Annotated in this window: 11 protein-coding genes; 8 read left to right on the forward strand and 3 right to left on the reverse strand. The window is 69.9% G+C overall.

The window, feature by feature from the left end:
* Position 1 precedes the first annotated feature (1 nt).
* A complete protein-coding gene (gene clpX / locus AC4BDD_RS20410) occupies positions 2–1,285 on the forward strand; it encodes an ATP-dependent Clp protease ATP-binding subunit ClpX (RefSeq protein WP_490686894.1) in 1,284 nt (427 codons plus the stop codon).
* A 751-nt stretch (positions 1,286–2,036) separates the two neighbouring features.
* Here clpX and AC4BDD_RS20415 read toward each other — a convergent pair.
* From AC4BDD_RS20415 to AC4BDD_RS20425, 3 genes are all read right to left on the reverse strand, one after another.
* Complete coding sequence (locus tag AC4BDD_RS20415; protein ID WP_490686895.1) at positions 2,037–3,032, reverse strand: hypothetical protein; 996 nt, start codon at positions 3,030–3,032, stop codon at positions 2,037–2,039.
* Positions 3,033–3,071: 39 nt separating this feature from the next.
* Positions 3,072–4,100, reverse strand: a complete 1,029-nt coding sequence (locus tag AC4BDD_RS20420) for a hypothetical protein (protein ID WP_490686896.1) — start codon at positions 4,098–4,100, stop codon at positions 3,072–3,074.
* A 65-nt stretch (positions 4,101–4,165) separates the two neighbouring features.
* Positions 4,166–5,143, reverse strand: coding sequence for a hypothetical protein (locus AC4BDD_RS20425; RefSeq protein WP_490686897.1), 978 nt, complete (start codon positions 5,141–5,143; stop codon positions 4,166–4,168).
* Between the two features lie 154 nt (positions 5,144–5,297).
* On the opposite strand from AC4BDD_RS20425, the gene AC4BDD_RS20430 reads away from it, so the two are divergent.
* From AC4BDD_RS20430 to mreD, 7 genes are all read left to right on the forward strand, one after another.
* Positions 5,298–7,931, forward strand: coding sequence for a valine--tRNA ligase (locus AC4BDD_RS20430; RefSeq protein WP_490686898.1), 2,634 nt, complete (start codon positions 5,298–5,300; stop codon positions 7,929–7,931).
* Positions 7,932–8,057: 126 nt separating this feature from the next.
* Positions 8,058–9,572 carry a bifunctional tetrahydrofolate synthase/dihydrofolate synthase gene (gene folC, locus AC4BDD_RS20435; RefSeq protein WP_490686899.1) on the forward strand — a complete coding sequence of 505 codons (1,515 nt, stop codon included), beginning with the start codon at positions 8,058–8,060 and terminating at the stop codon, positions 9,570–9,572.
* Position 9,573: 1 nt separating this feature from the next.
* The gene (locus AC4BDD_RS20440; protein WP_490686900.1) at positions 9,574–9,918 is read left to right on the forward strand and encodes a DUF4233 domain-containing protein; all 345 of its coding nucleotides are present in this window, start codon (positions 9,574–9,576) and stop codon (positions 9,916–9,918) included.
* Positions 9,919–10,079: 161 nt separating this feature from the next.
* The gene (gene ndk / locus AC4BDD_RS20445; protein ID WP_490686901.1) at positions 10,080–10,493 is read left to right on the forward strand and encodes a nucleoside-diphosphate kinase; all 414 of its coding nucleotides are present in this window, start codon (positions 10,080–10,082) and stop codon (positions 10,491–10,493) included.
* A gap of 285 nt (positions 10,494–10,778) precedes the next feature.
* Complete coding sequence (locus tag AC4BDD_RS20450) at positions 10,779–11,798, forward strand: rod shape-determining protein (protein ID WP_490691859.1); 1,020 nt, start codon at positions 10,779–10,781, stop codon at positions 11,796–11,798.
* Positions 11,799–11,931: 133 nt separating this feature from the next.
* Positions 11,932–12,876, forward strand: a complete 945-nt coding sequence (gene mreC / locus AC4BDD_RS20455; RefSeq protein WP_490686902.1) for a rod shape-determining protein MreC — start codon at positions 11,932–11,934, stop codon at positions 12,874–12,876.
* Between the two features lie 6 nt (positions 12,877–12,882).
* Positions 12,883–13,584 (forward strand): rod shape-determining protein MreD, encoded by a 702-nt coding sequence (gene mreD, locus AC4BDD_RS20460; protein ID WP_490691860.1) that lies wholly within the window; start codon positions 12,883–12,885, stop codon positions 13,582–13,584.
* The last annotated feature ends 41 nt before the right edge of the window (positions 13,585–13,625 follow it).

A 13,625-nucleotide genomic window follows, 5' to 3' on the forward strand; every position in this document is an offset into this window, starting at 1 on the left:
CGTGGCACGCATCGGTGACGGCGGCGACCTGCTCAAGTGCTCGTTCTGCGGAAAGAGCCAGAAGCAGGTGAAGAAGCTCATCGCAGGCCCGGGTGTGTACATCTGCGACGAGTGCATCGATCTCTGCAACGAGATCATCGAGGAAGAGCTCGCCGAGACCTCCGAGGTGCGCTGGGAGGAGCTCCCCAAACCCCGCGAGATCTACGAGTTCCTCGAGGGGTACGTGGTCGGCCAGGAGGCAGCCAAGAAGGCGCTGTCGGTCGCGGTCTACAACCACTACAAGCGGGTGCAGGCCGGGGAGAACGGCAGCCACAAGGACGACGGCATCGAGCTGGCCAAGTCCAACATCCTGCTGCTCGGCCCCACCGGCTCCGGCAAGACGCTGCTCGCCCAGACCCTCGCCCGGATGCTCAACGTCCCCTTCGCCATCGCCGATGCCACCGCCCTCACCGAGGCCGGATACGTCGGTGAGGACGTCGAGAACATCCTGCTCAAGCTGATCCAGGCCGCCGACTACGACGTCAAGAAGGCCGAGACCGGCATCATCTACATCGACGAGATCGACAAGGTCGCCCGCAAGAGCGAGAACCCGTCGATCACCCGGGACGTCTCCGGCGAGGGCGTCCAGCAGGCCCTGCTGAAGATCCTCGAAGGCACCACCGCCTCGGTTCCGCCGCAGGGCGGGCGGAAGCACCCGCACCAGGAGTTCATCCAGATCGACACCACCAACGTGCTGTTCATCGTGGGTGGTGCGTTCGCCGGTCTGGAGAAGATCATCGAGTCGCGGGCCGGCGCCAAGGGCATCGGCTTCGGCGCCACCATCCGCTCCAAGCGCGAGATCGAGGCCAGTGACCAGTTCCAGGAGGTCATGCCGGAGGACCTGGTGAAGTTCGGGATGATCCCGGAGTTCATCGGCCGGCTGCCCGTCATCACCTCGGTTCACAACCTCGACCGCGAGGCGCTCCTGCAGATCCTCGTCGAGCCGCGGAACGCCCTGGTCAAGCAGTACCAGCGGCTCTTCGAACTCGACGGCGTGGAGCTGGACTTCGACCGTCCCGCCCTGGAGGCCATCGCCGACCAGGCGATCCTGCGCGGCACCGGCGCGCGTGGCCTGCGCGCCATCATGGAAGAGGTGCTGATGTCGGTGATGTACGAGGTGCCGTCCCGCAAGGACGTGGCCCGTGTCGTCATCACCGCCGACGTCGTCCACGCAGGCGTCAACCCGACGCTGGTGCCCCGCACGCGCGGCGGCGAGCCGGGGGAGCGGCACGAGAAGAGCGCCTGAGCCCGCGGAGGTTCATGCGGACCCGCAGACGGAAGGGGGCGCCCGGCAACTGCCGGGCGCCCCCTTCCGTCTGCGGGTGCGATGCTGCCTGCCAGCGATTTCCGGGCGCTCATGTCACGCTCTGGTCAATCCTCCGGCTGGTTCCGATGTCGTTTGATGGCTGTAAGCACCCTGATAACGGAGGATTGCAGAATGGTAATGTTGATCTTGCTTTGCCCGCCGTAGTCCGACCTCTTTGTGGCCCTTGGCTCGAATGAACCTCGGTGCCACTCGCGGGCAGGCTCATTGATGACACATCAGGTCTATCGGGGAAGGCTGTTCATGCTTCGAGTAAGTCGCCGGGTGGCGGCAAGCGCCGGGCTCATGGTTGCCGCGGGTGTAGTCCCGATCGTCGTAGCTGCTCCGGCTGAGGCTCGTGCCAGCCACTGTCGGGGGTACATTGCCGCGCAGGGTTACAACACTGGCCCGAAGGTGAGCGGGGCGTGCGCAGCGGGCGAACGAAGCGGCGGTGTGGGCGGTGCTGTGAACTGGGTGGCTTGCATTGAAGGGCTGAAGTCCGCCGGCGTCTCTAGCGACGATGCCAGCGAAGCCTGTCGTCGTGCCCAGGCTCGATGATCAGCTGCTGAGCAGGGTCTAGCGGCATCATTTGAGATTGGTGCCATTTTCCCACCCCCGGCTGCTCTGACCTTGCCGTCAGAGCAGCCGGGGGTGGCCGTCTTCCCACACTCGGCCTTCCCCGCTTGTGGGGCCTTTACTGGGGCACCCGGATCTCCTTGCGGAGGTCGGCGGCGTTCTTGGCGGCTTCCGGGATGGTCGGAGCGCCCAGCGGCTTGACGAAGGTGATGGCAGCCACCGTGCTGTGGTCCGCCCAGGCACACATGGGGAACGACGAAGCCATACCGGGCTGGGGTTGCTTGGCCTTGATGACCTGGCATTTCATGACCGCACCGTCCAGCCCGTCAGGTGACTGAGCTTCCGGGCTGCCGACCAGCTCGGCGTCCTTGTCGCCTACCGACTGCTCCTGGATCTCCTTGAAGAACGCGTCCAGGGCCTTTTGCGGGTCGGAGATTGGGCCGTACGCACCGAAGAGGCTGAGGAACTTCGCGCTGGCGATCTGGGAGGAGTCCGGCTTCGAGCCGGAGAGGTCTAGCGTCGAGTACTCGGCCTTGACCCCGGTGCCGCTGCCCTTCATGCCGAGCTTCCGCAGATCGGAGGAGGACAGCGGCTCGGTGCCGGAATCGTTGCCCTGGAGCTTGTACTCGGTCAGCACCGTCTGCGGGGTGGCCAGTTTGTGCGGGCCGTCGTTCTTGAGGCCGCTGCCGCCCGTCCCGCCGTTACCGCCGGGGACGGTGACCTTCGGGTCGTCCTTGGCCTTGCCGCCCTTCTTGCCGTCGTCGTCACCGCCGGTGAGCAGGACCACGCCGGTGACGATCGCACCGACGACCACGACCGCCGCGGAGACCACGGCTATGGTCTTGGTCTTGTTGCCGCCGCCCTGCGGCGGGACCGGGGGCTGCGGCTGGCCGTACGGCCCCGGCTGCTGCGGCTGACCGTAGGGACCCGGCTGCCCCGGCTGCTGCCCGTAGGGGCCGGACTGCGGCGCCTGGGGCTGGGCATACGGGTTGGGCTGACCCGCGGGTGCCTGCGGCGGGTAGCCGTAGCCTGGCTGACCGGCCGCGCCACCCTGGCCGTAGGGGCCGGGCTGCTGCGGCTGCTGCCCGTAGGGGCCGGGCTGGTTGTAGCTCATGTCAGTCCTCGTGTCTGTCGGTGTCTTGTGGCTGTCGGGTCAGCCCGCGACCCGGATCTCCTTGCGGACGTCCGCGGTGGTCTTGGCGGCTTCCGGAATGGACGGGGAGCTCATCGGCTGCGCCATCATGACCGCGGCCACCGTGCTGTGGTCGGCCCACAGGCACACGGGGATGGACGAGGGGGCGCCCGGCTCCGGATTCTTGGGCTTGGCTTCCTGGCACTTCATCACGGCACCGTCGAGGCCCTCGGGGGACTGCTCCTCCGGGCTGCCGACCAGCTCGATGTCCTCGTCGTCCAGCGACTTCTGCCGCATGAACGTGAAGAAGGTGTCCAGGGTCTTCTGCGGGTCGCTGATCTCGCCGTAAGCGCCGAAGACGTACATGAACTTCGAGGAGGCCAGCTGCGAGGGGTCTGGTGTGGAGGTGCTGGTGTCGATGGTGGAGTACTCGCCCTGGATCCCGGTGCCGGGGGCCTTCATGCCCATCCGCGTCAGGTCGGTGGAGTCCAGCTGCTTGGTGTCGCTGTCGCCGAGCTTGTACTCGGTCAGCACCACCGGCGGGGTGGTCAGCTTGTGCGGGCCGTCGTTCTTGAGCCCGCTGCCGCCGTTGCCGCCGGTTCCGCCGTTGTTCCCGCCGGGGACGGTGATCTTTCCGCCGTTGCCGCCGGTGTTCTTCTTGTCGTCGTCATCGCCGCCGGTGAACATCAGGACGCCGCCGATGATCGCACCGACCGCGACCAGGGCACCGATGGCCATGGCTATGTTCTTGTTCTTCTTGCCGCCGCCCTGCGGGGGCATCGGCGGCTGCGGCTGGCCGTAGGGCCCCGGCTGCTGGCCGTACGGGCCGGGCTGCGGCGGCTGCTGGGGCTGGGCGTACGGGTTGGGCTGGCCCGCCGGCGGCTGCTGCGGGTAGCCGTAGCCGGGCTGGCCGGCGGGGGCCTGTGGGGGGTAGCCGTAGCCGGGCTGACCGGCCGCGCCGCCGGGGCCGTACGGACCGGGCTGCTGGGGCTGTCCGTACGGTCCCGGCTGCTGCGGCTGGCCGTAGGGACCCGGCTGCTGGTAACTCATGTGTGCGTCCTCAACTCTTGTCGCTGCTTCTCGTCGGTGCTGCTGGTCGCCGGTCGGCGCTGCTGTCAGTCGATCTCGACACGGGTGTCGTGGCGCACTTTCGCCGTGAGAGCGGCGGCGTCCTCCAGTGACATGCCGTCGCCCAGAACCGAGGTGGTCGGGTCCGCCATCAGCGTGACGCCCACGGTGCTCTCATCGCCCCAGACGCACGCGGGTGCGTCCATGGATCCCTGATCCGACGTGAACTTCATGGCCTGGCACTTCAGCACGTCCCCGTCGAAGCCCTCCGGCGAGAAGTCCTCGGCGGCGCCCTGCTTCTCGGCGTTGCCGCCGTCCTCCAGCGACTTGACGATGACCGCCAGGGCGAGCCTGGCGCCCTGCTCGGGGTCGGTGACGTCGCCCCAGACCCCGGTGAACTTCATCCGCCGGGTGCCCGAGGACTGGTAGTCGGCCGTCACCAGGTGGGGGTTCTTGACGACGTCCGCCTGCCGCAGCTGCTCCTTGTCGGCGTCGGTCAGGTTCTGGTCCGCCTCGGAGAGGTCCTTGTCGCCCGAGCCCTTGCCCTGCCGCTCGTACTGCGCGGCGACCGTCTGCGGCGTGGTGAGCCGGTAGGGGCCGTCGCCGTCGCCGCCGAAGAGGAAGACCGCGGCCACGGTGGCCAGCGCGGCCAGCCCGGCGACCGCCCCGATGGCCACCCCGAGCTTCTTCCCCCGTCCGGTGCGGCCCGGGGGCTGCTGACCGGGAAAGCCGGGGCCGGGCCGCGGGGACCCGTAAGGGCCCGGCTGGGCGTACGGGCCCTGCTGGGGGGACGCCCAGTAGCCGGGCTGCGGAGCGTATCCGCCCGGCGCCTGCGCATACGGGCCCGGCTGCGGCTGGTATCCGCCCGGCTGGGCCTGGCCGCCGGGCGGCGGCGCCTGCTGCGGGTACCCGTAACCCGGCTGCTGGGCATAGGGGTTGGGTGCCGATGGCTGCTGACCCACGCCATACGGACCCGGCCGGCCCCCGTAGGGACCGGGCTGCGGCGGCGGCTGGGAGTAGCTCATCGGGCCTTCCTTCGGTGCGTCGTCAGAGCGTCTTCGTTGCGTCTTCGATGCGCGCGACAGTTGCGCAACATCCTTCCTGACGCCCGACACTCCCTTGAGCCGGGGGCGGCAACGGGTTCGTAACGGAGTGCCGTGGGCCCGTAGACTGGCGGTCGTGACCGAGAACTCATCGCAGAGCCCCCAGAGCGGGCCGAACAGCAACCCCGAACTGCCGACTCAGTACACGCCGGCCGATGTAGAGGGGCAGCTGTACGAGCGCTGGGTAGAGCGCGGTTACTTCGAGGCGGACGCGAAGAGCGACAAGGAGCCCTTCACCGTCGTCATCCCGCCGCCCAATGTCACCGGCTCCCTCCACCTGGGTCACGCCTTCGAGCACACCCTTATCGATGCCCTGACGCGGCGGAAGCGCATGCAGGGTTTCGAGACGCTGTGGCAGCCCGGCATGGACCACGCCGGCATCGCCACCCAGAACGTCGTCGAGCGCGAGCTGGCCAAGGAGGGCGTCTCCCGCCACGACCTGGGCCGGGAGGCGTTCGTCGAGCGGGTCTGGCGGTGGAAGGCCGAGTCCGGCGGGCAGATCTCCGGCCAGATGCGCCGGCTGGGTGACGGTGTCGCCTGGTCGCGGGAGCGCTTCACCATGGACGAGGGCCTGTCCAAGGCCGTCCAGACGATCTTCAAGAAGCTCTACGACGACGAGCTGATCTACCGCGCCGAGCGCATCATCAACTGGTGCCCGCGCTGTCTGACCGCCATCTCCGACATCGAGGTGGAGTACGACGACCAGGACGGCGAGCTGGTCTCCATCCGGTACGGCGAGGGCGAGCAGTCCATCGTGGTCGCCACCACCCGCGCCGAGACGATGCTCGGTGACACCGCGGTCGCGGTGCACCCCGAGGACGAGCGGTACCGGCACCTGATCGGCACCGAGATCGAGCTGCCGCTCACCGGCCGCCGCATCCCGATCGTCGCCGACGGCCACGTCGACCCGGAGTTCGGCACCGGCGCGGTCAAGGTCACCCCGGCCCACGACCCCAACGACTTCGCCATCGGCCAGCGGCACGGCCTGCCGAACCTCACCGTGATGGACGAGCACGCGGTGATCACCGCGCACGGCCCGTTCCAGGGCCTGGACCGGCTGGAGGCGCGCAGCGCCATCGTCGGCGCGCTGCGCGCCGAGGGCCGGATCGTCGCCGAGAAGCGGCCGTACACCCACTCGGTCGGCCACTGCTCGCGCTGCAAGACCACCATCGAGCCGCGACTGTCGATGCAGTGGTGGGTCAAGACCGCTCCGCTGGCCAAGGCGGCGGGCGACGCCGTCCGCGACGGGCGGGTCAAGATCCACCCCGAGGAGATGTCCAAGCGGTACTTCGACTGGGTCGACAACCTCCACGACTGGTGCATCTCCCGCCAGCTGTGGTGGGGCCACCGCATTCCGGTCTGGTACGGCCCGGACGGCCAGATGGTGTGCGTCGGACCGGACGAGGAGCCGCCGGCGGGCGAGGGCTGGCACCAGGAGACGGACGTCCTGGACACGTGGTTCTCCTCCGGCCTGTGGCCGTTCTCCACCCTCGGCTGGCCCGAGCGCACCGAGAGCGTCGAGAAGTTCTACCCGAATTCGGTCCTGGTCACCGGCTACGACATCCTCTTCTTCTGGGTCGTGCGGATGATGATGTTCGGGCTGTACGCGATGGACGGCACCCCGCCGTTCCACACCATCGCGCTGCACGGCATGGTGCGCGACCAGTTCGGCAAGAAGATGTCGAAGTCCTTCGGGAACGCGGTCAACCCGCTGGACTGGATGGACAAGTACGGCTCCGACGCCGTCCGCTTCACCCTGGCCCGCGGCGCCAACCCCGGCGTCGACGTGCCGATCGGTGAGGACTGGGTCCAGGGCTCCCGGAACTTCGCCAACAAGATCTGGAACGCCACCCGCTTCGCGCTGATGAACGGCGCCACGGTGGAGGGCGAACTGCCGCCCGCGCAGGAGCTGTCGGCCGCCGACCGCTGGATCCTCTCCCGGCTGAACACCGTCGTCGCCGAGGTGGACGCCTACTACGACGACTACCAGTTCGCCAAGCTCTCCGACACCCTCTTCCACTTCGCCTGGGACGAGGTCTTCGACTGGTACGTCGAGCTGTCGAAGACCACCTTCGCCAAGGGCGGGGCGGCGGCGGACGCCTCGCGGCGGGTGCTCGGCGAGGTCCTGGACACCACGCTGCGGCTGCTGCACCCGGTGGTCCCGTTCGTCACCGAGGCGCTGTGGACGGCGCTCACCGGCCAGGAGTCGGTCGTCATCGCCGCCTGGCCGACCGACAGCGGCTTCCGCGACCCGGCCGCCGAGCGGGAGATCGGGACCGTTCAGCAGCTGGTGACCGAGGTCCGCCGGTTCCGCTCCGACCAGGGCCTGCAGCCCGGCCAGAAGGTCCCTGCCCGGCTGGACCTGGGCGGCACGGCGCTCGGCTCGCACGAGGACGCGATCCGCTCGCTGCTGCGGCTCCAGCCGGCCGGCGAGGGCTTCACCGCCACCGCCTCGCTGCCGGTCGCGGGCGCGACCGTCTCCCTGGACCTGTCCGGGGCGATCGACGTGGCCGCCGAGCGCAAGCGTCTGGCGAAGGACCTGGCGGCCGCGGAGAAGGACCTCGCGCAGACCACCGCCAAGCTCGGAAACGACGCCTTCCTGGCCAAGGCCCCCGACCAGGTGGTGGAGAAGATCCGTACCCGCAAGGCGGCGGCCGAGGCCGATATCGCCCGGATCACCGCGCAGTTGGCCGCTCTCCCGCAGGGCTGAGCGGCACGGCCCGCCTGACGCTCCCGTTCGCGGACCCGCCGGGTCCGCAGCGGGAGCGTCTCGCGTCACGGGTTCGTCGCGGGTTCGTCTCCGGTTCTGTCGGAGCCGCCTCGTAGACTGGGCACCGTGAGCGAGCCCCCACAGCACGAGCCCGAGCCGTCCGCCTCCGACGAATTCGACGAGATCGTCGACGCCGAGACGGAGCGCGACCCCGATCTCGCGGTGATCGAGGCCGGCAGCCGCACCCTGCGCACCCAGGCACCGCCGCCGCAGGCGGACGTCCCCTCCCGCCCGGAGGACCCGGAGACCGACCGCGCGCTGCGCGAGGTCGAGGCAGAGCTCGCCGGGCGCTGGGGCGAGACCAAGCTGGACCCGTCGGTGCGGCGCATCGAGGCGCTGATGGACGTCCTCGGCTCCCCGCAGCGCGCCTACCCTTCGATCCACATCACCGGCACGAACGGCAAGACCAGCACCGCCCGCATGATCGAGGCGCTGCTGGCCGGATTCGACCTGCGGACCGGCCGGTACACCAGCCCGCACGTGCAGTCGGTGACCGAGCGGATCAGCCTGGACGGAGCCCCGATCTCCGCCGAGCGGTTCATCGAGACGTACCAGGACATCAAGCCGTACGTCGAGATGGTCGACGCCCAGCAGGATTTCCGGCTCTCCTTCTTCGAGGTGCTGACCGCCATGGCGTACGCGGCGTTCGCCGACGCGCCGGTGGACATCGCCGTCGTCGAGGTGGGCATGGGCGGCACCTGGGACGCCACCAACGTGATCGACGCGGGCGTCGCGGTGGTCACGCCGATAGCGCTGGACCACACCGACCGGCTGGGCACCACCCCGGAGCAGATCGCGGGCGAGAAGGCCGGGATCATCAAGAAGGACGCCACCGTGGTGCTCGCCCAGCAGCCGGTGGACGCCGCGTCGGTGCTGCTCAAGCGGGCGGTCGAGGTGGACGCCACGGTCGCCAGGGAGGGCATGGAGTTCGGTGTGCTCAGCCGGGAGGTGGCGGTCGGCGGCCAGCTGCTGACGCTGCGCGGGCTGGGCGGCGAGTATCCGGAGGTCTTCCTCCCGCTGCACGGCGCGCACCAGGCGCACAACGCGGCGGTGGCGCTCGCCGCGGTCGAGGCGTTCTTCGGCATCGGCTCGCAGCACGCCCGCACCCTCGACATCGACACCGTCCGCCGGGCCTTCGCGACCGTCACCTCGCCGGGCCGGCTGGAGGTCGTCCGCCGCAGCCCCACCGTGCTGCTGGACGCCGCGCACAACCCCGCGGGCGCGCAGGCGACGGCCGAGGCGATCACCGAGGCATTCGGCTTCAGCCGCCTGGTCGGCGTGGTCGGGACCAGCGAGGACAAGGACGTCCGGGGGCTGCTGGAGGCGTTCGAGCCGATCTTCGCCGAGGTGGTGGTGACCCAGAACTCCACCCACCGCGCGATGGACGCGGACACCCTGGCGGGCATCGCGGTCGAGGTGTTCGGCGCCGAGCGGGTCCAGGTCGAGCCGCGGCTTGACGACGCCCTGGAGGCGGCGATCACCCTGGCCGAGGAGGAGTCCGAGTTCTCCGGGGCGGGCGTGCTCGTCACCGGCTCGGTGATCACGGTCGGCGAGGCCCGGCTGCTGCTGGGAAGGGGCTGAGATGCGCACGCTCTGCGCGAGCACTCTGATCGGTGAATTCTTCGTGATCGGCTTCGCCGGGCTGGTCGCGATGAACACCGCCGATCTGTCCACGGGCACGGTGTGGACGTTCAGCGGCATAGCCATGCTGCTGTGTCTGCTGCTGAGCGGGATGCTCTCCCGGCCGGGCGCGGTGCAGATCGGCTGGGCGCTCCAGGGGGCGCTGATCCTGAGCGGCTTGGTGCTGCCGACGATGTTCTTCCTGGGCGCGGTCTTCGCGGGTCTGTGGTGGGCCTCGGTGCACTTCGGGCGCAAGGTCGACGAGGCCAAGGCGCGGTTCGCCGCGCAGGCGGCCGAGTCGTCCTAGCCTTCGGGCGCGGCTCCGGACGCCGGACCGGGTGCGGATGCCGGCGCGGAGGCGGGTCCGGCACGGCCGGGCGGTGAAAGACCGTGCCGGGTTCGGAGCGGTCATCCGGCCCCTGTAGCCTCGGGCGCACTGCACCGTCTGCCCTGCATAGGAGCCGCATCATGACCCAGCGCACCCTCGTCCTCCTCAAGCCCGACGCGGTCAAGCGGGGCTTGGTCGGCGAGATCATCGGCCGGATCGAGCGCAAGGCGAACTGGTCCATCACCGCGCTGGAGCTGCGTACCCTCGACCGCGCCACGCTGGAGCAGCACTACGCCGAGCACGTGGGCCGCCCGTTCTACGAGCCGCTGGTGGCCTTCATGTCCTCCGGGTCCGTGGTCGCACTGGTCGTCGAGGGCGAACGCGTGATCGAGGGCGTCCGGGCGCTGGCCGGGCCGACCGACCCGATCGCGGCGGCCCCCGGCTCCATCCGTGGCGACTTCGGCACCATCGTGCGGGAGAACCTGATCCACGCCTCGGACTCGGAGGAGTCCGCGCAGCGGGAGATCAAGATTTTCTTCCCCGGCCTGGCCTGACGCCCCGTCACCTCCAGACCCCTCCGGCCGGGGGCGGCCGAAAATATTCGGTCGCCCCTTGGCATATGCGACCCGATCGGGGGAACGCGACACCCCGACACGACGTCTCCATTGAGGGGGCGGGGGCGTGTTCCGCCGACAATGGCGGAGGACCCTCGCGTCGTGCTCCAACGACCGAGACTACGATGAAAGCTTCCGCGCTCCTCGGTGCGCACCCATCCTGCCGACCTCGAGTAAGCATTCGCTCCAGTAGGGAAGGCCAGACGTATCCTTATGGGGAACAACATGTCGTTCATCGGCCGTGACATGGCTGTCGACCTCGGGACCGCCAACACGCTGGTGTACGTCAGGGGCCGCGGGATCGTCCTCAACGAGCCGTCAGTCGTCGCCATCAACACCAACACGGGCGGAATCCTGGCCGTGGGCGCCGAGGCGAAGAAGATGATCGGCCGGACTCCTGGCAACATCGTCGCTGTCCGTCCGCTCAAGGACGGGGTGATCGCCGACTTCGAGATCACCGAGCGGATGCTCCGCTACTTCATCCTGAAGATCCACAAGCGACGGTATCTCGCCCGCCCGCGGGTCGTCGTCTGCGTGCCTTCCGGTATCACCGGTGTCGAGCGCCGTGCCGTCATCGAGGCGTCCACCCAGGCGGGCGCCCGCCAGGTGCACATCATCGAGGAGCCCATGGCGGCCGCCATCGGCTCGGGGCTGCCGGTCCACGAGGCCACCGGCAACATGGTCGTGGACATCGGCGGCGGCACCACCGAGGTCGCGGTGATCTCCCTCGGCGGAATCGTCACGGCACAGTCGATCCGCGTCGCCGGCGACGAGCTGGACAACGCGATCATCCAGCACGTCAAGAAGGAGTACAGCCTCCTGCTGGGCGAGCGCACCGCCGAGAACATCAAGATCACCATCGGCTCGGCCTACGAGACCGAGAACGAGGAGCACACCGAGATCCGCGGCCGCGACCTGGTCAGCGGCCTGCCCAAGACCGTGGTGATCTCCGCCGCCGAGGTCCGCAAGGCGATGGAGGAGCCGGTCAACTCCATCGTCGACGCGGTGAAGACCACCCTCGACAAGTGCCCGCCCGAGCTGTCCGGCGACGTCATGGACCGCGGCATCGTGCTCACCGGCGGTGGCGCGCTGCTCCGCGGCCTCGACGAGCGCCTGCGCGCGGAGACCGGGATGCCCATCCACATCGCCGAGGACCCGCTGGACTCGGTGGCGTTGGGCTCCGGCAAGTGTGTCGAGGAGTTCGAGGCACTCCAGCAGGTGCTGGACGCCCAGCCCCGCAGGTGATCGTGGGGCGCCCCCGCAGGTGACCGCGGAGGCGCGACGCGTTCCGTCGCCCGGGCGTCGCTCCGGCCGCCCGGCGGAACGCTGATATACAGGCATAAGGTCCGACTCCTACGAGGAAGGCACGTCGCCGCACGTGAGGGACACACGAGAGAGCCGCTTGCTCCTGGTGCTGCTGGTCGCCGTCGCGTTCGCCCTGATCACGGTGGACCTCCGGGGCGGCGAGGAATCGCCCCTCGATGGCGCCCGCCGGACCGCCGCCTCGGTCTTCGGTCCCGTGGAGGAGAGCGTGGCCGGCGTCGTCGACCCGGTCGGCAACGCCGTCGCCGCCGTACGGGAGTCCGACGACCGGCACGACCGGATCAGCGACCTCGAACGCGAGAACGCGGAGCTCAAACAGCGGTTGGGCAGCGACGACCGGGCCCGGTCCCGCGCCGCCGAGTTCGACAAGCTGCTGAAGACCGCGGGCACCGGGCAGTACGGCATCACCGGCGCCGAGGTCATCGCCATCGGCTCCACCCAGGGCTTCTCCTGGACCGTCACCATCGACGCCGGCAGCGAGGACGGCATCCGCCGCGACATGACCGTCATCAACGGCGACGGGCTGGTCGGCCGGATCACCACGGTGGGCCACTCCACCTCCACCGTGCTGCTCGCCAACGACCCCGACTTCACCGTCGGCACCCGGATGGAGAAGACCGGCGAGATCGGCTTCGCCAACGGCCAGGGCGACCGCCCGCTGCGGATCCAGCTCCTCAACGGCAAGGCCAAGGTGAAGAAGGGGGACCGGCTGGTCACCTTCGGCTCGCGCGGCGACCGTCCGTTCGTGCCCGGCGTCCCGGTCGGCGAGGTCGTCCGGGTCGACCCCTCCGACGGCGGCCTGACCCGCACCGTGCAGGTCCGCCCGTACGTCGGCTTCACCAAGCTCGACATCGTCGGCGTCGTCACCCAGCCGCCGCGGGAGAACCCGCGCGACTCGGTGCTGCCGCCCCGGCCGGCCAAACCGAAGCCCAAGCCGAAGCCGAAGCCGAAGGTCACCGCCACGGCCACCCCGCCCGCGAGTGCCGCCACCAGGAGCTGACCGATGCTGCGCCTCAACCGGATCCTGCTGTCGACCGTCCTCGTGGTCTTCGCCCTCATCGCGCAGGTCTGCGTGCTGGCCCGGCTCAATCTGCCCGGCGCCGTCCCCGACCTGCTGCTGCTGGTCGTCCTCGGCCTCGCCCTGATCTACGGTCACACCGCCGGCGCCCTGATCGGCTTCGGCGCCGGTCTGCTCGCCGACTTCGCGCCGCCCGCGGACCACGCCGCCGGACGCTACGCCCTGGTGCTCTGCGTCATCGGCTACCTCGCGGGCCTGGTCAAGCCGGAGACCGGCCAGCTCCGCTCGGCCACCGGCCCGATGCTGGTGGTCGTCAGCGCCGCGATCGGCTCCACCCTGCTCTACGCCGGCGTCGGCGCGCTGGTCGGCGACTCCGCCGCCCGCGATGTGGGCCTGGCCAAGCTGGTGTTCACCGCCGCCCTGTACGACCTGCTGCTGGCCCCGTTCACGGTGCCGGTGATCATGGCGCTGGCCCGGCGCACCGACCGCGACCCGCGGGTGGACACCCCCGGCGGCTCCTCGGGCGGCGGCGCGGACTCGTACAACTGGCTCACCTCCGCCGGCGGGGCGCGCGGCGGCCGGCTGGGCAAGGCGGCCAGGATCGGCAAGCAGCGCGGCGGCCTGCTGACCAAGCCGGGCAAGGGCAGAACGGGCAAGGCGGGACGCATCAAGGGGGTCAAGGGGCTGTGACCCTTCAGGCCATCGACGACGGCACCGAGGGAGGCACCGCA

The organism is Streptomyces sp. JLBT605 (assembly GCF_058215555.1).